Origin of the sequence: Nostoc sp. (genome assembly GCF_036916985.1) — a bacterium.
Classification (GTDB): domain Bacteria; phylum Cyanobacteriota; class Cyanobacteriia; order Cyanobacteriales; family Nostocaceae; genus Nostoc.
Genome location: NZ_JBALFD010000095.1, coordinates 1 through 22,822, shown reverse-complemented (window position 1 = coordinate 22,822; position 22,822 = coordinate 1). Strand labels below are relative to the sequence as shown.

The 22,822-nt window shown below is 41.4% G+C and carries 20 protein-coding genes; 9 read left to right on the top strand and 11 right to left on the bottom strand.

The window, feature by feature from the left end:
• Positions 1 to 429 precede the first annotated feature (429 nt).
• Positions 430 to 3,072 (bottom strand): ATP-dependent chaperone ClpB, encoded by a 2,643-nt coding sequence (gene clpB, locus V7L07_RS30325; protein WP_335063025.1) that lies wholly within the window; start codon positions 3,070 to 3,072, stop codon positions 430 to 432.
• Between the two features lie 326 nt (positions 3,073 to 3,398).
• Here clpB and V7L07_RS30320 point away from each other — a divergent pair, with 326 nt between their 5' ends.
• Entirely contained in the window at positions 3,399 to 3,626 is a 228-nt protein-coding gene (locus V7L07_RS30320; RefSeq protein ID WP_335063024.1) for a hypothetical protein, read from the top strand.
• A gap of 226 nt (positions 3,627 to 3,852) precedes the next feature.
• On the opposite strand, the gene gloA is transcribed toward V7L07_RS30320, so the two are convergent.
• Positions 3,853 to 4,287: a lactoylglutathione lyase gene (gloA, locus tag V7L07_RS30315; protein ID WP_335063023.1), complete on the bottom strand. Its 435-nt coding sequence runs from the start codon at positions 4,285 to 4,287 to the stop codon at positions 3,853 to 3,855.
• 269 nt (positions 4,288 to 4,556) lie between these two features.
• On the opposite strand from gloA, the gene eno reads away from it, so the two are divergent.
• Positions 4,557 to 5,846 carry a phosphopyruvate hydratase gene (eno, locus tag V7L07_RS30310; RefSeq protein WP_335063021.1) on the top strand — a complete coding sequence of 430 codons (1,290 nt, stop codon included), beginning with the start codon at positions 4,557 to 4,559 and terminating at the stop codon, positions 5,844 to 5,846.
• A gap of 72 nt (positions 5,847 to 5,918) precedes the next feature.
• Here the strand turns inward: eno and argC are convergent, their stop codons facing one another.
• The gene (gene argC / locus V7L07_RS30305; protein WP_335063019.1) at positions 5,919 to 6,977 is read right to left on the bottom strand and encodes an N-acetyl-gamma-glutamyl-phosphate reductase; all 1,059 of its coding nucleotides are present in this window, start codon (positions 6,975 to 6,977) and stop codon (positions 5,919 to 5,921) included.
• A gap of 595 nt (positions 6,978 to 7,572) precedes the next feature.
• On the opposite strand from argC, the gene ribBA reads away from it, so the two are divergent.
• Positions 7,573 to 9,246, top strand: coding sequence for a bifunctional 3,4-dihydroxy-2-butanone-4-phosphate synthase/GTP cyclohydrolase II (gene ribBA, locus V7L07_RS30300; RefSeq protein WP_335063017.1), 1,674 nt, complete (start codon positions 7,573 to 7,575; stop codon positions 9,244 to 9,246).
• Between the two features lie 92 nt (positions 9,247 to 9,338).
• Here ribBA and V7L07_RS30295 read toward each other — a convergent pair whose 3' ends face one another.
• From V7L07_RS30295 to V7L07_RS30275, 5 genes are all read right to left on the bottom strand, one after another.
• Positions 9,339 to 9,752, bottom strand: coding sequence for a type II toxin-antitoxin system VapC family toxin (locus V7L07_RS30295; protein WP_335063015.1), 414 nt, complete (start codon positions 9,750 to 9,752; stop codon positions 9,339 to 9,341).
• The gene (locus V7L07_RS30290) at positions 9,752 to 9,979 is read right to left on the bottom strand and encodes a hypothetical protein (RefSeq protein ID WP_335063013.1); all 228 of its coding nucleotides are present in this window, start codon (positions 9,977 to 9,979) and stop codon (positions 9,752 to 9,754) included. Before V7L07_RS30290 ends, V7L07_RS30295 begins: the two co-directional genes overlap by 1 nt.
• 69 nt (positions 9,980 to 10,048) lie before the next feature.
• Entirely contained in the window at positions 10,049 to 10,291 is a 243-nt protein-coding gene (locus V7L07_RS30285) for a hypothetical protein (RefSeq protein ID WP_289796790.1), read from the bottom strand.
• Between the two features lie 108 nt (positions 10,292 to 10,399).
• A complete protein-coding gene (locus V7L07_RS30280; protein ID WP_335063011.1) occupies positions 10,400 to 12,112 on the bottom strand; it encodes a diflavin flavoprotein in 1,713 nt (570 codons plus the stop codon).
• A 129-nt stretch (positions 12,113 to 12,241) separates the two neighbouring features.
• A complete protein-coding gene (locus V7L07_RS30275) occupies positions 12,242 to 13,966 on the bottom strand; it encodes a diflavin flavoprotein (RefSeq protein ID WP_335063009.1) in 1,725 nt (574 codons plus the stop codon).
• A 135-nt stretch (positions 13,967 to 14,101) separates the two neighbouring features.
• Here V7L07_RS30275 and V7L07_RS30270 point away from each other — a divergent pair, with 135 nt between their 5' ends.
• Positions 14,102 to 14,908: a pantothenate kinase gene (locus tag V7L07_RS30270; protein ID WP_335063008.1), complete on the top strand. Its 807-nt coding sequence runs from the start codon at positions 14,102 to 14,104 to the stop codon at positions 14,906 to 14,908.
• 9 nt (positions 14,909 to 14,917) lie between these two features.
• Here the strand turns inward: V7L07_RS30270 and V7L07_RS30265 are convergent, their stop codons facing one another.
• The 3 genes from V7L07_RS30265 to V7L07_RS30255 all read right to left on the bottom strand — a co-directional run bounded on the left by V7L07_RS30265 (position 14,918) and on the right by V7L07_RS30255 (position 16,562).
• Positions 14,918 to 15,145, bottom strand: a complete 228-nt coding sequence (locus V7L07_RS30265; RefSeq protein ID WP_335063006.1) for a hypothetical protein — start codon at positions 15,143 to 15,145, stop codon at positions 14,918 to 14,920.
• A gap of 439 nt (positions 15,146 to 15,584) precedes the next feature.
• A complete protein-coding gene (locus V7L07_RS30260; protein ID WP_335063005.1) occupies positions 15,585 to 15,821 on the bottom strand; it encodes a hypothetical protein in 237 nt (78 codons plus the stop codon).
• Positions 15,822 to 16,178: 357 nt separating this feature from the next.
• Entirely contained in the window at positions 16,179 to 16,562 is a 384-nt protein-coding gene (locus V7L07_RS30255) for a hypothetical protein (RefSeq protein ID WP_335063004.1), read from the bottom strand.
• Between the two features lie 213 nt (positions 16,563 to 16,775).
• Between V7L07_RS30255 and V7L07_RS30250 the strand changes: the two genes are divergently transcribed.
• The 5 genes from V7L07_RS30250 (at position 16,776) to V7L07_RS30230 (ending at position 22,735) form a co-directional block, all read left to right on the top strand.
• On the top strand, positions 16,776 to 18,380 hold the full coding sequence (locus V7L07_RS30250) for an NB-ARC domain-containing protein (protein ID WP_335063002.1): 1,605 nt from the start codon (positions 16,776 to 16,778) through the stop codon (positions 18,378 to 18,380).
• A gap of 8 nt (positions 18,381 to 18,388) precedes the next feature.
• Positions 18,389 to 20,014, top strand: coding sequence for a serine/threonine-protein kinase (locus V7L07_RS30245; protein WP_335063001.1), 1,626 nt, complete (start codon positions 18,389 to 18,391; stop codon positions 20,012 to 20,014).
• Positions 20,014 to 20,943 carry a tetratricopeptide repeat protein gene (locus V7L07_RS30240; RefSeq protein WP_335062999.1) on the top strand — a complete coding sequence of 310 codons (930 nt, stop codon included), beginning with the start codon at positions 20,014 to 20,016 and terminating at the stop codon, positions 20,941 to 20,943. The genes V7L07_RS30245 and V7L07_RS30240 overlap by 1 nt, the downstream gene beginning before the upstream one ends.
• A gap of 81 nt (positions 20,944 to 21,024) precedes the next feature.
• On the top strand, positions 21,025 to 21,633 hold the full coding sequence (locus tag V7L07_RS30235; RefSeq protein ID WP_335062997.1) for a tetratricopeptide repeat protein: 609 nt from the start codon (positions 21,025 to 21,027) through the stop codon (positions 21,631 to 21,633).
• Between the two features lie 88 nt (positions 21,634 to 21,721).
• Positions 21,722 to 22,735: a tetratricopeptide repeat protein gene (locus V7L07_RS30230; protein ID WP_335062995.1), complete on the top strand. Its 1,014-nt coding sequence runs from the start codon at positions 21,722 to 21,724 to the stop codon at positions 22,733 to 22,735.
• Positions 22,736 to 22,822 lie beyond the last annotated feature (87 nt).

Genomic DNA, 22,822 nt, shown 5'->3' with positions numbered 1-22,822 from the left:
TGGTGTCAACTTAACGTGAGCTCGTCCGCCGGGAATTGAAATTCCCGTCTCATAGCTAAAGTCATCTGAAGATGACTAAATATCGCTAAAAATCTCCAGTCTACTTCAGTAGACTTAAGCTATTAGCCCAGAAATTTATTTCCGGGCGGGCATGGAAGCCAACAGATAATCTATTTCCAGCTTAAGTTGACACCAATGGCATCTTGCCCACCCCACAAGAGTTTTAATTCCAGGCAATATGCAGGTTAAACGTCCAACAGCTTAACCGAATGGCACTAAGAAAAGCTCGAAAGCTTGTGTAGCCTCGTTCCCAGCCTCCAGGCTGGGAACCAGTTAGGGCAAGGGCTGTGTCTTAACTTAGTGCCATTCCAACTTAACCAATGTAAGTTGACATTAAAGAGAAATGTCTCTCATTGAATTTGCCAGATGCTATGTAGCAATCTGTGGTACTGACACCTTCACCAGCACTTTTTTACTAAAAGACAGACCGTTTTCATTTTTGTCAATGATAATCGTGTCTCCAGAGATAAAAGTATTCTCCAATAACTTAGTGGCGAGGGGGTTTTCTACTTCTCGCTGAATTGCCCGTTTGAGTGGACGGGCACCGTAAACTGGGTCATAACCTGATTCAACAAGGTGATCGCAAGCTGATTGGGATATCTCAAAGAAGATTTTTTGTTCGCGGAGGAGATTTTCTACTCGCTTGAGTTGAATACGGATGATCTGCCGCATTTCTGTGCGATTTAAGGTATGGAAGAGAATAATATCATCGACGCGGTTGAGAAATTCGGGGCGGAAATGCGATCGCAACCCATCCATTACCCGCTTCCGCATCGTTTCATATTTGGAATCATCACCAGATACATCCAAAATATGTTCGCTACCTATGTTACTGGTCATGACAATGACGGTGTTACGAAAATCTACTGTCCTTCCCTGAGAGTCAGTAATTCTCCCATCATCTAACACTTGCAATAAAATATTAAACACATCGGGATGCGCTTTTTCCACTTCATCTAGCAGCACCACTGAGTAAGGACGGCGGCGAACTGCCTCGGAAAGTTGACCGCCTTCTTCATAGCCTACATATCCTGGAGGCGCACCCACTAACCGAGAAACTGAGTGTTTTTCCATATACTCAGACATATCTAAGCGCACCAAGGCATCATCAGAATCAAAGAGAAACTGAGCTAATGCGCGGGCGAGTTCGGTTTTGCCTACACCTGTGGGGCCCATGAACAAAAATGAACCAATGGGACGAGAGGGATCTTTCATCCCCGCACGGGCCCGACGAATTGCGGCTGCTACTGCTTCTACAGCCTCTTCTTGTCCAATGACTCGTTGATGCAAATGACTTTCTAGTTGCAGTAATTTTTGCCGTTCTGATTCCAATAGGCGATTAACGGGGATTCCTGTCCACTTGGCGACGATTTCAGCAATATCGGCTTCGGTGACTTGTTCTCGCAGCAACGTGGAACCTTGGTTTTGAATTTCTAAAAGGCTCGCTTCTTTGGCTTCGCGATCGCGTTGTACTCCCTCTAATTTGCCATACTTCAATTGGGCAGCTTTATTGAGATCATAGGCACGTTCCGCCTGTTCTATTTGCACTCGCAGCGCATCTTCTTCTTTCTTTAAGGCGCTGATAGCCTCAAGTATCTGCTTTTCACCTTGCCATTGCTCGTTAAATGTCAGCTGTTTTTCGGTTAAATTGGCGATTTCTTGCTCAATTCGTTCTAAACGTTCTTTAGTTTGGGGAGTACCCTTTTCTTCGCCAGCTAACGACAGTTTTTCCATTTCTAACTGCATGAGGCGGCGATCGATGGTTTCCAATTCGGCTGGTTTGGAAGTAATCTCCATTTTTAACTGGGCTGCTGCTTCATCTACTAAGTCGATGGCTTTATCTGGTAGGAAGCGATCGCTAATATAACGCGCTGACAGGGTTGCTGCTGCTACCAAAGCCGAATCAGAAATTTTGACGTTGTGATGCACTTCATAGCGTTCTTTCAATCCCCGCAGAATGGAAATAGTATTTTCCACCGTTGGCTGATCCACAAATACTTGCTGAAAGCGGCGTTCTAGGGCGGCATCTTTTTCTATGTGTTTGCGGAACTCGTCGAGGGTAGTAGCGCCAATACAACGCAGTTCTCCCCGCGCCAGCATCGGTTTGAGCAGATTTCCGGCATCCATTGCCCCTTGTTGGTTGGAACCTGTACCGACTACGGTATGCAGTTCGTCAATAAACAGGACGATTTGCCCGTTAGATTCCGTAACTTCCCGGAGAACAGATTTTAGACGGTCTTCAAATTCACCCCGGTATTTGGCTCCAGCAATCAAACTACCCATATCTAAAGAGATGAGTTGGCGATTTTTTAGCGATTCGGGAACGTCACCGTTTACCATCCGCTGTGCCAAAGCTTCGGCGATCGCAGTTTTACCTACCCCAGGTTCACCAATCAATACGGGGTTATTTTTGCTACGACGAGACAAGACTTGAATTACCCGTCGAATTTCGTCATCCCGCCCAATCACCGGGTCGAGTTTTCCCGCTTTTGCCTGTTCTGTCAAATCTCTGCCAAATTTTTGTAAAGCTTCATAGCGGGATTCTGGGCTTTGATCTGTCACCTTTTGGCTACCGCGAACGGCTTTGATCGTAGCTTCTAGTTTAGCGGCATCCGCACTAAAGCCTTTGAGGATCTTTCGTCCAATGCGATCGTCTTCAGCAAAGGCTAATAGTATATGTTCTACGGAAATGTAGGAATCTTTCATCCTAACTCTAGCTTCTTCAGCTCGGTCTAGTAGAATATCCAAATTGCGGCTAAGGTAAAGTTGATCGCTTTTACCAACTTTGGGCTGACGTTGGGTAAAGGCTTCTAGCTGCTGTTGCAAGCGGATTGGATCGACCTCAGATCGCGCCAGGATGCGTATTGCTAGACTAGTGGGTTCTTCTAACAGGGCAATAATTAAATGTTCAACATCTAGTTGCTGTTGTTGATAAGCACGAACTATATCCTGAGATTTAACAATTGCTTCCCAGGCTTTATCAGTAAATTTATTCGGATCTGTAGGTTGCATCTTTAGAATTTTGAAATTTGAATTTTTAGTTTAGGAGTAGGGATTGGGAATCGGGGATTGGGGATTGGGGATTGGAAAAATCTTTCCCTAGTACAATACGGCGTAAATAAACCACCTATTCAAAATCAATGAAACGCTTACGCTGTATTAATTTTGAATTTTGTTAGCGCAGCGTAAAGCCTTCTCTATGAGAGGCTCCGCCAACGGCATGGCTTCTCTACGAGACGCTGCACGAACGCTTAGAGCGAGTGTGCGGCGAGCGTCATTTTGAATTCCGCCTTGCGGTACTAGTCCCCAGTCCCTAATTATCCAAACATTCTCAGCGTATGTCCGCGTGTATCTCCGGTGGCAATTTTAGATTGGTAATTGGTGATAGTTTAATCGATTACCTATTTTCTAATTTAAAACGAAAATACTGTTATGAGTGGACTTTAGCAGATGATGTTGTGATTGGAGTGATGTCTACGATGGGCTACGCCTACGCGATTAGTGTTACTCATCAACGACAGTATGGAGGTAATACTAATAGGATTTACGCAGAAGAGATCCCCTAACCCGCCAAAAAAGGGTAAGTCTCGCGCTTCGAGGTTTGACGACAGTGGGCGGGAATAATCAATCTCGCGGCGTCTAGTTCAACTTTTTAATATATCTCTTAAGCAAAACTTACTGCCCAGATCCCCGACTTCTTCAAGAAGTCGGGGATCTAAACCCAGCTTGGTAAGTGACATTCCACCCTAGCGGATAATTGATTTTTTGGAAATCCTTTATACCTTATAAGAATTACTGACTCACAAGTTGCTCTTGTGATTCCTGTTTGACTGCTGATCCTTGAGTTCCCAGTTGAATCAGTTCAATTTTATATCCATCTGGATCTTCCACAAAAGCAATTACTGTCGAACCATGTTTCATCGCCCCTGGTTCACGCACGACTTTACCGCCCTGACTGCGGATTTCGTCACACGTAGAATAAATATCATCAACGCCAAGGGCAATGTGACCATAAGCATTACCCAATTCGTACTTTTCCACTCCCCAGTTATAGGTTAGTTCAATCACCGCCTCGTTGCTTTCATCACCATAGCCAACAAAGGCGAGAGTAAATTCTCCTCCTGGATAATCTTTTCGTCGCAGCAGTTTCATTCCTAGAACTTCACAGTAGAACTTTAAGGACTCTTCAAGATTGACCACCCGCAGCATTGTGTGTAGTAATCGCATATTGACCTTTTCTCTGTAATTGATTTAGTGTTATTCTCTGCCAACATTTTACCTAGCTCAAAGTCTTAAGGTAAAAATGCTGTCACAGAAAGAATTAAAAGTCTAAAGGACAGGATAAACAATTACCCATTCTTGGCATTGCTCCCTATCCCTATAATGGAAATCTTCTTTAATCTCAGCCAAGAAAGCCTCTTAACAGCATAAGCTAACGATTGGGTTAGGCAACTGGACTGGATGCGTAACACACTCGAATAAAGGATAAACTACAGATGAGTAAATTTCTAGATACTGCCATTGAGGCGATCGCAGCCCGTGAAATTCTTGATTCACGCGGTAGACCGACAATTGAAGCCGAAGTACATTTAGCCAACGGTGTTGTAGGACTGGCGCAGGTTCCCAGTGGTGCATCTACTGGCACTTTTGAAGCTCATGAACTGCGTGATGGCGATAAAAGCCGTTATGGGGGCAAAGGTGTACTCAAGGCAGTACAAAACGTCAAAGAAGCACTTGCACCGGAATTGTTAGGCTTGGATGTCCTAAATCAAGAATTGCTAGACCGCACAATGATTGCGATCGATGGTTCTGCTAACAAATCCAATTTGGGCGCTAATGCGATTTTGGGGGTTTCTTTAGCAGCTGCTAAAGCTGGTGCCGAATCTCTAGAAATTCCTCTATATCGCTATTTGGGTGGTCCTTTAGCGAATTTGCTCCCAGTGCCGTTGATGAACGTGATTAATGGTGGCGCACACGCATCAAATAACGTGGATTTTCAAGAATTTATGATTGTCCCAATTGGCGCAACTTCCTTCCGGGAAGCATTGCGCTGGGGTGCAGAGGTGTTTGCTACTCTTAGTCAGGTATTAGATGAAAAGGGTTTGCTTACTGGTGTGGGCGATGAAGGCGGTTTTGCCCCTAATTTAGAGTCCAATCAAGTAGCTTTGGAATTGTTGGTTGCTGCCATTAAGAAAGCTGGTTACAAACCAGGGGAAGAAGTCGCTTTGGCGTTGGATGTAGCGGCTAGCGAATTTTACAAGAATGGGCAGTACGTTTACGATGGTAAACCTCACGCCCCGGCTGAGTTTATTGATTATTTAGGACAACTAGTTGACCAATACCCCATTGTGTCAATTGAGGATGGCTTGCACGAAGAAGATTGGCAAAGTTGGCAATTACTCACCCAGAAGTTAGGTTCGCGGGTGCAGTTAGTAGGGGATGATTTGTTTGTTACCAATGCCACCCGCTTACAAAGAGGCATCCAGGAAAAAGCTGCTAATGCCATTTTGATTAAACTCAATCAAATTGGTTCACTTACCGAAACCTTAGAAACGATTGATTTGGCAACTCGTAACAGTATCCGTTCAGTAATTAGCCATCGTTCTGGTGAAACCGAAGACACAACGATCGCTGATTTAGCTGTAGCAACCCGTGCCGGTCAAATCAAAACAGGTTCTCTGTGTCGCAGCGAACGCGTAGCAAAATATAATCGCTTGCTGCGAATTGAAGATCAACTAGGCGATCGCGCCGTTTATGCTGGTGCTGTGGGGTTAGGGCCAAAGTAAGTCCTGAGCAATGAGTGCTGAGTGCTAAGTAATTTTTTCACTCAGCACTCAGCACTCGGTACTCAGCACTGATTAAGGATAAAACCCCAACTTGGGCAACCCCAAGGTTTCATCCCAGTCCATCATCAGGTTTAGACACTGAATAGCTTGGCCCGCCTGTCCTTTAATTAGATTGTCAATTGCTGACATGACAATTACGCGACCTGTGCGCGGGTCAACTTCTACACCGATATAACAAAGATTGCTGCCGTTAGCCCATTTGGTTTGGGGGTAAATACCACTACCACAAACTTTTACCCAAGGAGAGTTACGGTAGAAGGCTGAGAAAATTGTGATTAAGTCATCTCGCACTAGACCAGGATCGCTCATTTTCGCATATACCGTTGCCAAAATCCCGCGTACCATTGGGATCAAGTGCGGTGTAAATTGAATCATGAGTTCGTGACCAGCTAAATCACTGCAAATTTGCTCAATTTCTGGGGTATGACGGTGACGACCGACGTTGAAAGCTGCGATTGAGTTGTCTGCTTCAGCTAGTAATAAGTTGGTTTGAGGCTGTCGTCCACTGCTAGATGTGCCGGACTTGGCATCGATAATAGCTGTTTCTGGTACGATTAAACCTTGCTTTAAGAGTGGCGAAAGTGCAAGAAGACTAGCAGTAGGATAGGAACCAGGACAGCCAACGAGTTGAGCTTCGGCAATGCGATCGCGATAAAGTTCTGGTAATCCATAAACTGCTGTCGCTGCAATTGTGCGATCGCTTCTCTCAATGCCATACCAATTTGTATAAGTTGTCAAATTACTAAACCGATAGTCTGCACTCAAATCTATGACTTTACATCCTTTTTCCAACAGTTTCGGCGCGATTTGGCAAGCCAGACCATTTGGTAAAGACAGGAAAACTACTTCACAGCGGTGAGCAATTATTTCTGGTTCTACAGCCTCTATTAGCAGGTTAGTTGCATGAGCTAGATGCGGGTAGAGATCCCCGAAGGATTTCCCGATACTACTCTCACCACCTAAATAAACCAGTTCGACTTCTGGATGATCCATCAGTAGTCGTACTAACTGTACTCCGCCATAGCCCGACGCGCCAACAATCCCAACGGGTACGCGTCTAAATTTGCCCATGATCTGAAATCCTTATCCCATGAATGGTTAATTCGTTCTCAGCTATCAACAATATCAGCGACTAGACGCGTAGCGCACAAAACGGGGAGATGAGGGAGCAGAGGAAGTAAATTATTCTTCATCCATCTCATCCTTTACTGTCGCTGCACTTTATCCCTACTTTTAATGACATAAATTCTTGTCACGCGATCAAATTATTGTAAATTAAAGGGTTTAAGACCCCTATATCTACATGTAGCAGCCATTTCAGTCGGGGTTTATCTTGAGAAATCGCTCCACTTGGGCAAAGCCCAAGACCGCGTTTCTCGCTAAATCCCCCGTTAGCGCTAGCGTAAAGCCTTCTCTACGAGAGGCTGCGCCAACGGCATGGCAACGCTATGAGCGACGGAGGAGCGTCAGTTGCCACAACGCGGGGAACCCGTGCAAGGCACTTCTCTTCTCTACGAGACGCTACGCGAACGTCTGGAATGTCTTTAATTTTGAATTTTGAATTTTGAATTGTTAATGCTAGTCTACTTCTCTGCCTTATAAAGGAGCTACAATCTAAAAGGAGAAATTGTAAAAAAAATTTACGTTTATAGCTGGAAATCTTTCTGTGTCACAGCCTAATACTACCCAAGCTTTTAAATTTGATTCGATTGATGCCGCCTTAGCAGACCTAAAAGCTGGTCGCGTCATTGTAGTGGTAGATGATGAAAATAGAGAAAATGAAGGCGACTTGATTTGTGCTGCCCAATTTGCCACACCCGACACGATTAATTTCATGGCGGTGGAAGCCAGAGGGCTGATTTGTTTGGCAATGACAGGCGATCGCCTAGACGAGCTAGACTTACCTTTGATGGTAAGCAACATTACAGATACTAACCAAACTGCTTTCACTGTCAGTATTGATGCCGGGCCAGAATTAGGCGTCAGCACAGGCATCTCAGCCGAAGACCGCGCCCGCACGATCCAGGTTACTCTCAATCCAGCCACAAAACCCACCGATTTACGTCGCCCTGGTCATATTTTTCCCCTTCGAGCTAAGGCTGGAGGCGTACTTAAACGCGCAGGGCATACGGAAGCGGCTGTAGACTTATCTCGACTAGCAGGGCTATACCCAGCTGGGGTAATTTGTGAAATTCAAAACCCCGATGGTTCAATGGCGCGGTTACAGCAGTTAGTTGAATATGCTAAACGTCACAATTTAAAAATTATTAGTATTGCGGATTTAATCAGTTATCGCCTACAGCACGATCGCTTAGTGTATCGTGAGGTGATTACCAAACTTCCTAGTCAATTCGGCCAGTTTGAAATTTACGCCTACCGCCATACTCTGGATAATACAGAACACGTTGCAATTGTCAAGGGCGATCCAGCTAACTTCAAAGATGAGCCTGTGATGGTGCGGATGCACTCAGAATGCTTAACTGGTGATGCTTTGGGTTCTTTGCGCTGCGACTGTCGGATGCAGTTACAAGCTGCACTAAAAATGATTGAGGCTGCTGGTCAAGGTGTAGTTGTATACCTACGCCAAGAAGGACGGGGAATCGGCTTGATTAATAAGCTGAAAGCCTACTCGTTGCAAGATATGGGGCTAGATACAGTAGAAGCAAATGAGCGTTTAGGATTTCCCGCTGACTTGCGAGACTACGGGATGGGGGCACAAATGCTCATGGATTTGGGCATCAAAAAGATTCGCCTGATTACCAATAATCCTCGTAAAATTGCTGGAGTCAAGGGCTATGGTTTGGAAGTAGTCGATCGCTTACCGTTGTTAATTGAGGCAACCGAGTACAATTCCTATTACCTGGCAACCAAGGCGAAAAAGCTGGGTCACATGCTGTTACAAACTTATCTAGTAACAGTAGCAATCCACTGGCAAGATGACCCGGAAGCGGTGACGGAACGCTATGAACGCTTAGAAAAACTGCGACACTTAGCGACAAGTAATGATTTATTATTGCAGGAAGAAGCACGTCCCTTAGCGATCGCTATATTTGACGAGCCATCTTTAACAGTACACTTGGGTTTTGATCAGGCAAAAGTTGCTAGCTGTGATTGGTATCGCCAAGATGGTCATCCTTATGTACAGGCGGTCTTTCAAATTCTGGATAACCTCGCTACTTTGCCATACATCCAGAAACTAGAATTTCTGATTTCTTCTGGTTGCGATCCTTTGAGTAATTTACAAGTCCAACTAGATCGGCAGATATTCACCGATGGTACACTGCCTTCATCGATTAGCGATCGCTTGGAAACACAGCAAATTTACAGCTTTAGCAAATAACTACAGCCCTAAGAGCTAACTTTTTTTTACGGGGGTTGTAGGATCTCTTATGCGTCAGTCCTACCTTCCCCCAAAACTTCTCACCCATTCTGTTAGATTAATCGATTTCTCATATCTTTAGGTGAAAGTACTGGAATCGGCGAACCTATGAATCCATCTAGATCGCGGGTAATGATCGCCTCCAACCCCAACTTCATCGCAGATGCTACCTGCACTGCATCTTCAAAATCAGTCAACCCCAATGCGATTGCCTGGTCTAGCACACTGCGATCCACCGCACAAATTTCCATCAGTATCAACAATTGAGTCACTGCGGCAATTGCAACTTTAGTACTCTTGGTCTGCCGTCCAACCAAATAATGTACATCCGTAACCGTTGTTGCCGATATAAATCCTTCAACTTGCCCCGATTCAACTGTCTCTAGCAAAAAAGCAGCATCTTCAACAAAAGGTTCACGCGCTAGCAAAGCATCTAGCAGAACATTCGTATCAAATAAAACTCGCATTACAGATACTTTTGCACCAACCGCTCATGTAGCATGGCTTTCACTTCTTCATCTGTAGGTGGCACGGTGTCAGTCTTGGCAATGCCGATTAAACTTGCAGCTAAACCTTTCGGCTTTGATGTTGGCTGAAGTTTTGGTTGGAGCGATCGCACTAATGTATTGATTAACTGCCAACGATCCTCGGCAGATAATTTCAGTGCTTGATCTTCAAGTTCACGTAAAGTCATGGCAATAATTTCTAACAGAGAGCGTTGGATTATCAAAATAAGACGGCTTCTTGCGATGCAACGAGATTATTATGCTGTCTCACCGTTTGCTGCTTGTGGCATTGACTCAATTAACGCCCTTAACACTTTGTTAACCGATTCTGGTGTGGTGAAAACCTGAGCCACATCTTCATCTAAGACCACAACTGTTAATTGTTGCGTTCCACTACGGGCAGCAAAGCGATTAGGCTTTGCCTTTTGATAATCGAAGCGATACTCAGCCTGAAGCTCATCGTCAGAATTTTGTGATTTTTCAAAAGGTGTTTCGTTCATAATCTTCACGTTCCTTTCGAGTAGCTAGACGGGCACTGATGATACGGATAGCATTGGAATACTAGCTATCCGCTATCGGAACTGTTTTGCCCAATGCCCCATGTCCAATTAATAATGAGTTGCCGACTTGCGATGATGCACAGCTGTAACGCCATCAGTATCTAGTAATTTGCCACTCTCCACAGTCGCATAAACTAGCCAGTGGTCGCCAGATTCCATCCGGTTTTGTACGGAGCATTCGAGATATGCTAGGGCATCCGTAAGTATGGGAGAACCGCTTTCAGTTTCTTGAGTGGCGACATCAGCAAATCGGTCTTGTCCTGGGCCAAAAGGTTTGAGGAAGTGCTTCATCAAGCCCAAGTGATTGCCTTCTTTAAGAATATTGAGGACAAATTTGTTCCCTGTATGTGTCAGTGTTTCTACTGCGCGGTCTTTGGCGACGGCGATAGTTAAACCAGGTGGATTAAAGCTGGCTTGAGATACCCAAGAGGCTAACATGGCACTGGAGCGATCGCCTTCTTTTGCTGTGAGAACGCAAAGAGAACCGACAATCCGACCAACTGCTTGTTCTACAGTTGTCGCAGGAAGACTCTGCGATCGCACTTTTCTTGCTTTCTTCAGTGCTTGGGCAAAGTCAGTTCCAGCTTCTTCACATAATTGTAAAGTGGCATCGTCGGGTTTGAATTTTACGCGGATGGTATCAAAACCAAATCGATAGCCAGCATCTTTTAATTTACTCTCAATTAAATCAACCGCTTCTCCACTCCAGCCAAAGGAACCAAAAGCACCGGCGAGTTTATTGTTAGTAGCGGTGGATAAGACAATTCCTAAAGCTGTTTGTACAGGTGTTGGTGCATGACCGCCAAGGGTAGGAGAACCGATGATGAAACCACCAGCTTTTTCCACAGCTGCCCGAATTTCTTCTGGTTCAGTAAATTCGCAGTTAATTGATTCTACAGCGACACCAGCTTTGGTGATGCCACGAGCGATCGCTTGGGCTAATGTGGCTGTATTACCATAAGCTGATGCATAAATTAACGCCACTGTCAAGTCAGCAGATGTTTGCTGTTGACTCCATTCCCGATAAGCTTTAGTCAGTTCAATTAAGCCATAGCGCACCAAAGGCCCATGCCCATTGGCATACATTCTCACGGGAAAATCGACAAGTTTATCTAGCGCTGTTTCAACTTGACGGGCGTGGGGAGCCATGAGGCAATCAAAATAATAGCGCCGATCCTCGTTATATACTTCCCAACCTTCATCAAATACCTGATCTCCACAGACGTGCGCCCCAAATAACTTATCTGTGTACAGAATTTCTGTTTGTGGATCGTAGGTGCAAAGTTGATCTGCATAGCGGGGATTGGGGGTGGGAATAAATTGTAAATTATGCCCATTACCTAAATCTAGGGTTTCTTCGCCCCGCATCACAAGAATTTGCAAATCTGGATTTTCCAGCGCTGCACGTAAATTTATCGCCCCTGGATTAGAACACACAAAGGTGATTTGCGGGGCAATTTCCAACAAAGCTTTTAAAGTTGCGGCGCGGTTAGGATTTACGTGTCCCAAAATTACATAATCTAAATCTTCAAAATGGAAACGTTGCTGTAAAGCTTCTAAATAAATTTGCGTAAACGTTTCCCCAGGAGGATCGATAATGGCAGTTTTATCGCTTTCGATTAAATAAGAATTAGCAGTTGTACCCTTAGCAAGAGCGTATTCAATTTCAAATCTGAGCCTTGACCAACTGCGCGATCGCAGTATTCTCGTATCTGTAGCTATTGGACAAACTTGAACATCACGGGGTTTATTTTGTGACATAGCTTTCTTGGGGATTGGGGATTGGGGATTAGGGATTGGGTACTGGGGAACTCGGCGTACCTAAAGGGGATAAGGGTCAATGAAGATTAGGTATTTGGAAACTTTTTCCCAGTCCCCAGTCCCCAGTCCCTAATAATGATTACCAACTTTACGGTGATGGACAGCAGTCAAAGCTTCTGGCTTAGAAACCCGTCCAGCGTAGACTGTGCTGTATACTGCCCAGTGGTCGCCACAATCCATTCTACTGGTGACTTCGCACTCCATGTAGGCGAGAGCGTCGTTGAGTATAGGCGCACCATTTTCGGCTGGCTGAGTTCTCACACCTTCAAAACGATCTGCACCAGGGGCGAACCGTTTCAAAAAGTGCTTCATTAATGGTTGGAAATTGCCTTCTTCTAAGATGTTAAGAACAAAGCGATCGCCTACCTGCATAAGTGATTCAATTGCCCGATCTTTGGCGACTGCAATGGAAAATCCCAATGGTTTGAAGCTAGCTTGAGCAACCCAGGAGGCTAACATAGCACTGGATACATCGCCTTTTTTGGCAGTGATGATATATAGTCCGCCGCTAATTCTACCTAATGCTTTATCTAAGTCAGCACCAAGAGATTTCATCGCTTTGATGCTGCGATCGCGTGTTACCCATTGAGCTAAGTCTGTACCCGCTTCTTCACACAGCTTGTAAGTATTTTCCGTAGGTGTTTCTTTAATCCGAATCGCTGGAAAAACTGTTGTCAAACCCAAATTGCGGAATTTACTCACCAAAGGATCTATCGGTTCATCATCGCCACCGCCAGTTTCAAATATGCCGATGGCTTGCTTTTCTTTAGCAGATCCTAAAACTGTGCTGAGTGCAGCTTGAATACTCGCAGCACCAGAAGCCGGAGGTAGACCAACGATTAGCCCAGCACAGCGGCTAACTAGTTCCCGTAGTTCTTGTAAATCGACTTCAGATCCCAAATCGACAATTTCCACGGCAACACCAGTTTTACCGATACCGTTGGCAATTGCTTGGGCGAGGCGATCGCTATATCCGTATTCGGAAACGTAAAATATTCCAACTGCTGTTTCTGGCTTGCTTTGGCTTTGGCTCCAAGTGCGATAACGTCCAACTAGTTCTTCAACATTATGAGATAATAACGGCCCGTGTCCTGTGGCAATCATGTCGATGGTTTTCAGTTCCGCCATCCGCTTCAGAGCAGACAAAACTGAGCGTGCATTTGGCCCCATCAAGCAATCGTAGTAATAATGAAAGTCTTCTTCGATCGCTGCCAAGTTTTCATCAAAGGTGCTATCTGAGCAATAGTGCAACCCAAAAGCATCACAGGTATAGAGAGTTTTGGTTTTGTGGTCAAAGCTGAAAATAGTATCCGGCCAGTGTAAATTTGGGGCAATCACGAATTCAAATTCATGACCATTACCCAAATCTAAGCGATCGCCATTTTTCACAATCCGCCGCTTAAATGGCTGATGTACCAAATCCTCAAGAAACTGAATTGCCACTTTAGAACCGACAACGGTTATTTCTGGAGCGATTTGCAGCAAATCTTTAACTAAACCGCTATGGTCTGGCTCGGTGTGGCTGATAATCAAATAATCTATTTCTTTTGGGTTAATTAATCCCGTGAGCGTATCAAAATATAGTTGACGAAACTTTTCGTGGGAGGTATCAACTAAGGCTGTCTGCTCTCCACGAATGAGAAACGAGTTATAAGTAGTACCGTTTTGCAGACCAAACTCAATATCGAAGCGATCGCGATCCCAATCCAAAGAGCGAATAGCCGTCGTCTCTTGAGCAATCTCTACAGTCTGTATGGTGAGCCGTTTTTCAGTTTTTTCGGTGAGCGCTACCATAACTCCCCTCCTTAATACAATGAGTATTTCTTCCTCTTATTTTATTGTGACACGGCTTGAATGTTAATTTTTATTAAAAATCCTATGGCTTGCTTAAAAAAGTTAAAAGTGTGAAACCGCAGAGGGATTGGGGGCATGGGGAAGATTTGGCTAGCATTGGAAATTGGGAACTCTCGGCTACATTGGGCGTTGTTGATTGGCAAAAAGCTTTACTCAACTTGGGATAGCGACCATCTAGCTGAGTCTGTTATACAACAGTTAGCTAAATGTCAAACCCTGGATCATTTACTACTGGCAATTTCTCCATCCCATCAGAAAATTAGGGTAGAAAATACTTCTTCATCCCCCCCTCCTCTCCTCCTCGCCTCTGTAGTTCCTAGCCAAACTGCTATTTGGCAAACTTACCCAAATACTCACGTTATTACATTAGAGCAAGTACCACTCAAAAATGTTTATCCCACACTGGGAATTGACCGCGCTTTAGCTTTGTGGGGTGCGGGGAAAACTTGGGGTTTCCCCATGTTGGTGATTGATGCTGGTACAGCGCTGACTTTTACAGCTGCGGATGCTAATGAGTCTCTAGTTGGAGGTGCAATTTTGCCAGGATTAGGTTTGCAATTTGCAAGTCTCGGTCAACAAACAGGACAATTACCATTTGTAGAAACGGGAAAATTTGCATCTCTACCACCACGTTTTGCGCTTAATACTACAGAAGCAATTCAAAGTGGAGTAATTTACACTCTCTTAGCTGGAATTAAAGATTTTATTGATGCGTGGTTGCAATTATTTCCTGATGGGAAGATTGCAATTAAAGGTGGCGATCACACTTTATTAGTAAACGTGCTGCAAACCCGATTTCCGAAAATAGCAGCACGTTTAATTATTGAACAAAACTTAATTTTTTGGGGAATGCGGGAAATAGTAATGGGTGAGCCTATTTAAGCCAGACCATCAACTACTACCAACTAGATGACCCGATATCTTGCGGCTTGGTTGCTTTTGATCAATAGTTCTACCGTTATCTACTTTAGACTCAGCATGTTTGTTGTTATTGACTTTGATGCTGGTAGTTCGGCTGTTACCAATTCTAGTTGTTGCTTCTGCTGAAATATCAGGTACGACTACTAAAGTCAATACTAGAGCTACTAAAATCTGTGCTAGAGAATGAGATAGAATCATAATTACCTCCAAAAAATTATTGTGAATCGCCAAGTTATTGGTTGGGTTTGCGATCGCTCTACCGAGTTTAGAATTATTTTCATCAAATCAAAGGACAATCCATTACATAAAAGTCCGGCGCTCTAGGTGGTATTTATTTTGGATACGCTGAATATCTTCAGTTAAACTACTTTGATAATTTCGATTTATGTTTTCTTGTATTAGCATTGTTTATTGCCTATCAAGATTTGTTTGTTTCTGCATTAATCTAATTACAAATTTAACTAAAAAATTATTAGTTTGTAAATTTAATTTCATAAATCACCTCATATATATTTAAATAATAAGTTTGAAAATGGATATCGCCCATATTAATTTGTAAAAAACCGCCTTAAATTTGCTAATTAATGATGCAATTTTCTAGGCGGTTAATTTCTAGCTTAGACTTCAAATTGAAGTTTTAAGGATATGCTGCAACTACGTGGCATTTATTTGGATCTTTTTTGGCTCGGTTAGCCCAGGCTTTACATTTACCTAGAGCCTCCTCTGATGTACTTCCCTCAAATGGATATGCATAATTATCATGAAAAACGATAACTCTTGCAGCCAAGGCAGGAAATTGAAAGCTGATAAATCCTGCGAATAAAACACCGCTTGCTGTCATTAAAGGCAAAGTGTTATTGTTGATTAATTTCATCTTCTTTCTCCGAATAAAGTTTGACTGTTTGGTTTAAATTGATTGGTAAGAACTCTTTATGTTTACCATCCAGGTTTTATTGTTAATTACAGGGACATTCTTTTGGAATTTACGCTTGAGCAGGTTCAACAAGAGTGAACTTATTAAAACCATTCATCATCGTAAGTATAGAGACTGTAGCGATAGCGGCCGACAAAGAAATAATAGTCAATTTTATGGAAGTCTTCATGTTCTGTATCCTATTTTGATGATTGATGTATTCAGACATTGGTTTGACATTAGCAGTTCCAGAAAAGTGAGCGAAGTTCAGCAACTTTAGCTACTGTAGATTGAGTTTTTTAGAACTAAATTTAAAGTTTAGTCTTCTGGACATTTACCTCTGCTTACACCAAAGCTTTGAACACCACACGCTTTAAATCCTGCATCTACTTCTGTATATGCTTTGACGCTTCTTCTACCACCTGACTGACATTTAACACACCACCAAATTTTTTTAATGGGAAAACCGATCTCTTGTGTTTTATCTCCAAGATTATTAGCATTCCTCTGAAGCTGTTTTGAATACAGACTGTTTATTAAGCTATTTCCAGTTTTCTGAATTTTCTGGTGTGAGATAGCTGAACAACTGCTTTTCTCTCTGACGATTGATGTTTGTACCTCAGCTTGAACTGGAATCTGTGCCGATAGAAAGCCAATTGTTACTAAACCGAATACAGGAATTATTTTTCTGAATGTAGACATAAATGTTGTACCCCTGAGTTTTGTAAAGAGTTGAGTTTAGTTGATTTCAAAAAAATAAACTTAATTCAACTCATGTACTAAAGATAATTAAGCATTTTCAATTTGTCGGTGATAAAAAATTATCTAAAGTTATGATGTTTAAAGTTATAATTTTTTAATCTAGCTTTAAAAAGTTATAAAAAGTTATTTTGTGAGAGTAAAATATTTATTAATATGAATTCAGAAGACGCATTTATTAGAGTTGACGAAGCCATAGAAATTATAGAGTCTGCCCTGAAACCAGAATCTCTAAGCGATGTTCAGCAGGATATGTTTAGCAAAATATGGGAAGGGAAAACTTACGATAAAATTGCAGAAGAGTTAGATTATCAGCCGGAATACATTAAATATGTTGGATTTCAATTGTGGCGATCGCTCACAAATGCTTTTGGTGAAAAAGTGACCAAAAGTAATTTTCGGTCAGTGTTGCGGCGCTACAAACGGGATGTCAATATCCAAGAAGTTGACAATGAAGAAAGTAATTTAAAATCAATCACTTCTCAAACCAAAAGCTGTACAGATTGGGGTGAAGTTATTGACGTTTCTGTATTTTTTGGTCGTGTTGATGAACTAACTACCCTCAGCCAATGGATATTACAAGATGAATGCCGTTTAGTAGCATTGTTGGGTATGGGAGGCATCGGTAAAACAAGTCTTGCAGCTAAACTTGCAGCACAAACTCAAGGTGAATTTACATATTTGATTTGGCGCAGTGTGCGTTATGCACCATCTTTATTAAGATTACTAACTGATATCAACAATTTTTTTGCAAGTGTATCGCAAACAGAGATACCAGCAACAATAGATGCTCAACTATCTCACCTAGTGCATACGTTACGTACTCATCGCTGTTTGCTCATACTTGATGATTGGGAGATGATTTTACGAGATACAGATATAGCTGGATATTATCGTCAAGGTTATGAAGGTTATGGAGAGTTGCTCAAACGAGTGGGACAAGAACGCCACAAAAGTAGTTTGTTGTTACTTAGCCGAGAAAAACCTATAGAAATAGCGTCTCTGGCTGGTGAATCTTTACCTATTCGGGCGCTACAACTTAAGGGCTTGAAATTAATCGATGCTAAACAGCTGTTAGTCACAAAAGGTTTTACTGGTACAGAGAATGCTTTGGATGAACTTATTCAACTCTACCGAGGTCATCCGGCTGCTTTAAAAATTATTGCCACCACAATTAAAGATTTATTTAACCGTAATGTCTCTGAATTTATGGGACAAAGTTCTTTAGTAATTGGAGATATTTTTGCTAATCTTCTTCAACAACATTTTGAACGTTTATCAGATTTAGAACAGGCAATTATGTACTGGTTGGCAATTGCACATCAACCGCTTTCACTAATTCAATTAAAAGCAAACTTTCAGGTGGGGGTGTCGAGTTCGGAACTGTTAGCAGCTTTAGAATCTTTGGGACGAAGAGCGCTGATCGAAAAAGAAGCAGCATCATCTGATACTAATATTTTGTTTGTCTTACAACCTGTTGTAACTAAATATGTTACAAATATCTTTATAGAAGAAATTTGTCAGGAAATCAATGAAGCCATAGCAACTACCTCTATTGAAAAATTCAGGTTACTCAGAAACCACCCTTTAGTTAAGGAAGATGATAACATCCACCTCAAACGGATTCAAGAACGTCTATACTTACGTATGGGAACTAAAGCGGTGGAAGTGCATCTACAAAACTTACTTGCACAGGTAAGTGAAAATATTTTTGCTAACGTGGGATACGCAGAACATAATTTACTTCTGCTACTAGAATAAACAAAGCAATGATTACATCTGCCGTGATTCGTCCAGGAGTACTACTTCAAGGTCGCTACCGAGTTATTTGTCAAATTGGTGGCGGTGGTTTCGGTCAGGTTTTTGAAGTGGATGATAGTGGTGTTCCCAAAGTATTAAAGGTTTTGAAGTTAGAGCGTTTTCAAAGTCTGACAATTAAACAAAAAGCGATCGCTTTATTTCAACGAGAAGCAGAATTACTCAGTCGGCTTAAGCATCCTGGGATTCCCAGTGTAGAACCAGAAGGATATTTTACTTGGTCTGAAGGCGGTGAGCCATTGCACTGTTTGGTGATGGAGAAGATTCCCGGCTGTAATTTACAACAGTGGCTAACAGCACAAAATAATCAACCCATTACCACGCAAACAGCCCAGGAATGGTTAATCCAACTGGTAGAAATTTTGGAGAAGTTGCATCAATATCAGTATCTCCATCGTGATATCAAACCTTCTAACATTATGCTCAAACCTGATGGGCAACTAGTGCTGATTGATTTTGGTGCAGTACGGGAAGTTACTGAAAGTTATCTACAAAAACAAAAAGGTAACGAAACTGGTACTGTCCTTATTTCCCCAGGTTACACTCCAGCAGAGCAAGCGGAAGGTCATGCTGTACCACAGTCAGACTTTTTTGCGATTGGACGTACCTTTGTATACTTACTTACTGGTAAATCGCCGCTTGATTTCCCCAAGAATTCCCAAACTGGTGAATTAATTTGGCGTAATTATGCAACGCAAGTTTCACCTGAATTTGCCGACTTGATAAATCAAATGATGGCACCTTTCCCCGGACAGCGATCGCAAAGCTGCCAAGAAATTTTAGAGTACTTAGGAAAAAGTACACAAAATACACTTTTCTCAAAGCTTGTTGCTACAATACCAGGCTTGAGTCGTTTAGACACAAAGCACAAAATCAGCAAGAAGAAACCTCTTCAACGTAGATTGCAATGGATAGTAACCAGTTTGTTATTATTTGCAGGTTTTAATTTGTGGAAATCTTCCCCCGATATAGCTTTTGAACTAAACGAATGGGGAATGGATAGTAAAAATTTGGTGAATGCCGAATTGTATTATCGTTTAGCGTTAATTTTTGACCCAAAAATGCCAGAACCTAGTTACAACTTGGGTTTACTTTACGAAGACCAAAAGAACTTCAATCAAGCAGAAATGGCATACAAAAAAGCTATAGAGCAAGATTGGCAAGAAGGATATAAGGCATATAATAATTTAGCGCGATTATATATTCTACAGAAACAATCACTAAAAGCAGTATCATTGCTAGAAAAAGAACTTCCTTTTGCCTCTGAAGATAAAACTAAATATGCCATGCTCAAAAACTTAGGCTGGGCAAACATAGAACTAGGACGCTACAAAGAGGCACAAACCTATCTTAAAAAGGCAATTACTGTACCATCTATGCGGCCTTCCGCCTACTGTTTAAACGTCCAGATTCTTCTAGAATTACAACAACTAAAACAGCAAGCACTACCTGATTTACATAAATGCCTTAATTTGGAACCAAAAACTCCAGAAGAATATGAGTGGAAAAATAGAGCGCAAAAAATTCTAGCTACTTTACAACAGACTTCCAAATATGAAAATACTGGGATTGAGTGATGAAGTTAAAAAAACTACTAAAAAACTGGGAAAATAAAAGTCGAATTACCAAAACTTTTGTTTGGTTTGCAGCTATTTTATTGTTGTTGGTAATGTTGACAACACTACCTAACATTCACACAGCATTTGGCTTTGATCGCAGTGAAATAATACTTGCTCAAAGTAGGACATGCAGACGTGCTAGGACTGGCGATCCTCGCGATCCCAGTTTGGCGAATGTTCCTTATTTGATTAGCCCCCGCCATACTTCACTTTTAACTAATAAACCAAAGCTGCGTTGGAATTCTGTCCTTGGGGTTAAACAGTACACAGCTAGCTTGGTTAAGGGTGACAAAACAATTTGGCAAACTACACTCGACCAACATGAGGTTGTTTATCCTGGAGAACCTAAACTGGAAGCGGGTGCGGAATATTTGCTAATTATCAAAGCTGATAATGGTAAATCATCCCAAGATGAAGAAGCATCTCAGCAAGAGTTTAGGTTATTACCAAAAGCAGAAGTGGGGATTGTTAAAGCAACACTAAATAATAAACAACTTCCAGATAAGAATAAAGCGTTAGCGAGAGCTTACATTTACAGTGGTTTTGGATTGAAAGCTGAGGCAATTGATACGCTGGAAAAAATAATAACTAGTGGTATTGAAGAAGCTGCTTTATACAAAAAACTCGGCGATCTTTACTGGGAAACAGGTGTTAATGTACTGGCAGAAATTAAATATCTTCAGGGTGTTAAACTAGCGATCGCAGCACGAGATATCCCAGAACAAGCACACATTTCCGCAGCTTTGGGAGAGTTGTATATAGAAATTGGTGATGAGAAAGCAGCCCTCAAATACTTTATCCAAGCGCGAGAAAGTCACAAAACATTGGGTAACGCGCAGCGAGTCAAGGAACTGGATGCAGAGATAGGAGAACTCAAATCTCTTTGAATTGTAGCAATAAAACTTATTGTTGTAGTTGCTACGTAAATTATAGAATTACTTAAAAATATTCTCAAAAATAGTTAAATTATGGAAGATATAGAAAGCTCTCAAACTTCTTCTATCAAGAATGCAGAGCAATTATTAAAGCAAGGTAAAGATAGTTCTGATTTAAATGCTGCTTTAAATTTATACGAACAGGCATTAGAAATTTATAAAAAGCATAAAGAGAAAGCTGGTATTGCCAGTGCTTACAATAACATTGGTGTAACTTATGCTCGCTTGCAACAACAAGAATCAGCATTAAATTATTTAGAAAATTCTCTAGCACTATGGGAAGAAATAACTGATAAAGAAAAAGAAGCAATAGCCTTATTAAATATTGGATGGGTATATAAAACTTTTAATCAAATATTCCAAGCTTTAGAATTCTACTACAAAGCCTTAAATATTCATCAAGAAATTGGCAATCAAAAAGAGCTTGCTGACACATTACAAATTATTGGCGCAGCTCATGAAAAAAAAGCAATTAAATTTTATCGCCAAGCCATAAAAGTTTATAAAGAAATTGGTGATAATCAAGCCCTCGAAGATATTTTTAATAATACTAAAATTGCTGAACTTGAAGAGACTCCCGTAGAAAGTGACGATGGGGATAAAGATCCAATAATAATAATACCTGATCCCGATCCAAAATAGACGTTTCTGAATTAACAGATAATTTTGTAGGATGTGGATATAGCAATTTCAAGAATAACCTGAGATTATCTGCTTATGCTAAATAATTATGCACTTCTTTATCTTTAAATATTTTAATATTATAGCAGCAATACTGTTAATTTTTACTATTCAACCACTGTATTCATTACAAGCTAAAACACTAATATCGGCTCAAGTTAGCTTATTAAAATCGAACAACAAAAAAGAAGCAGACCGATTATATAAGCAGGGGGTTAATGAATATCAAAATAGTCAATTTCAACAAGCTTTGATAACCTTTCAAAAAGCGTTAGCAATTTATCAGAAAATAGCATCTTTTTCGGATGTAGCAAAATGTTTAAGAACAATAGGTAATACTCACTATCAAATTTCTAATTACTCTCAAGCATTAAATTCGTTAAACCAGGCTTTAATTATTTATCGAGATATAGGTAATAGCCAAAAGGTTGTGTATACATTGAATACTTTGGGGGCAGTATACAATCAACTGTCTCAATATTCCCAAGCAATAAATTCTTATCAGCAAGCTTTGGTAATTAGTCAAAAAATTAATGATAGAAAAGCTACACTTATTACCTTAAATAACATAGGGACTATATATCAGTCTCAAAGTCAATATGATGAGGCAATTAAATATTATTACCAAAGCTTTAAGATTAGTAAAGAAATTGGTGATTCAGAATATATTGGAGCCAGCTTAAACAATATTGGAATCATTTATGATTTGACGGGAAAGTATTATCAGGCAATTGATTTTTATCAGCAATCTCTAGCATTTACTAAGAGTGCAAAGAATCTGAAAGAGCAAGGTCAAATTTTAAATAATATTGGACTAGTGTATCACAGTCTTGGTCAATATGATGCAGCACTGAAATATTATCAGCAAGCACTAGCAATACGCAAAAAGGTTAGCGATCGAGTCGGTGAGGGGCGAACTCTTCATAATATAGGTTTCACCTATAGTAACAAAAAGCAATATTTTAGAGCTATATCTTCTTATCAGCAAGCCATAGTTGTTTTTAGAACAATAGGTAAGCAATCAAGTCTGGGTAATAGCCTTAATAATATTGGCTATAAGTAGGTGGTTACAATTAAATATAAGATAGAGAAGGTCTAAAAAACAGGTACTACAAGATGTCTGCTCCATTGCGAGTTAGATTAACAGATT

What these genes read in the sequence shown, in the direction of transcription:
- V7L07_RS30260 (WP_335063005.1), bottom strand. Translation starts at nt 15,821, where the DNA reads ATGAAATTAATCAACAATAACACTTTGCCTTTAATGACAGCAAGCGGT.
- eno (WP_335063021.1), top strand. Translation starts at nt 4,557, where the DNA reads ATGAGTAAATTTCTAGATACTGCCATTGAGGCGATCGCAGCCCGTGAA.
- V7L07_RS30285 (WP_289796790.1), bottom strand. Translation starts at nt 10,291, where the DNA reads ATGAACGAAACACCTTTTGAAAAATCACAAAATTCTGACGATGAGCTT.
- V7L07_RS30250 (WP_335063002.1), top strand. Translation starts at nt 16,776, where the DNA reads ATGAATTCAGAAGACGCATTTATTAGAGTTGACGAAGCCATAGAAATT.
- clpB (WP_335063025.1), bottom strand. Translation starts at nt 3,072, where the DNA reads ATGCAACCTACAGATCCGAATAAATTTACTGATAAAGCCTGGGAAGCA.
- V7L07_RS30320 (WP_335063024.1), top strand. Translation starts at nt 3,399, where the DNA reads ATGTCCGCGTGTATCTCCGGTGGCAATTTTAGATTGGTAATTGGTGAT.
- V7L07_RS30240 (WP_335062999.1), top strand. Translation starts at nt 20,014, where the DNA reads ATGAAGTTAAAAAAACTACTAAAAAACTGGGAAAATAAAAGTCGAATT.
- V7L07_RS30270 (WP_335063008.1), top strand. Translation starts at nt 14,102, where the DNA reads ATGGGGAAGATTTGGCTAGCATTGGAAATTGGGAACTCTCGGCTACAT.
- V7L07_RS30290 (WP_335063013.1), bottom strand. Translation starts at nt 9,979, where the DNA reads ATGACTTTACGTGAACTTGAAGATCAAGCACTGAAATTATCTGCCGAG.
- V7L07_RS30255 (WP_335063004.1), bottom strand. Translation starts at nt 16,562, where the DNA reads ATGTCTACATTCAGAAAAATAATTCCTGTATTCGGTTTAGTAACAATT.
- V7L07_RS30275 (WP_335063009.1), bottom strand. Translation starts at nt 13,966, where the DNA reads ATGGTAGCGCTCACCGAAAAAACTGAAAAACGGCTCACCATACAGACT.
- V7L07_RS30295 (WP_335063015.1), bottom strand. Translation starts at nt 9,752, where the DNA reads ATGCGAGTTTTATTTGATACGAATGTTCTGCTAGATGCTTTGCTAGCG.
- V7L07_RS30265 (WP_335063006.1), bottom strand. Translation starts at nt 15,145, where the DNA reads ATGATTCTATCTCATTCTCTAGCACAGATTTTAGTAGCTCTAGTATTG.
- V7L07_RS30245 (WP_335063001.1), top strand. Translation starts at nt 18,389, where the DNA reads ATGATTACATCTGCCGTGATTCGTCCAGGAGTACTACTTCAAGGTCGC.
- argC (WP_335063019.1), bottom strand. Translation starts at nt 6,977, where the DNA reads ATGGGCAAATTTAGACGCGTACCCGTTGGGATTGTTGGCGCGTCGGGC.
- V7L07_RS30235 (WP_335062997.1), top strand. Translation starts at nt 21,025, where the DNA reads ATGGAAGATATAGAAAGCTCTCAAACTTCTTCTATCAAGAATGCAGAG.
- gloA (WP_335063023.1), bottom strand. Translation starts at nt 4,287, where the DNA reads ATGCGATTACTACACACAATGCTGCGGGTGGTCAATCTTGAAGAGTCC.
- V7L07_RS30280 (WP_335063011.1), bottom strand. Translation starts at nt 12,112, where the DNA reads ATGTCACAAAATAAACCCCGTGATGTTCAAGTTTGTCCAATAGCTACA.
- V7L07_RS30230 (WP_335062995.1), top strand. Translation starts at nt 21,722, where the DNA reads ATGCACTTCTTTATCTTTAAATATTTTAATATTATAGCAGCAATACTG.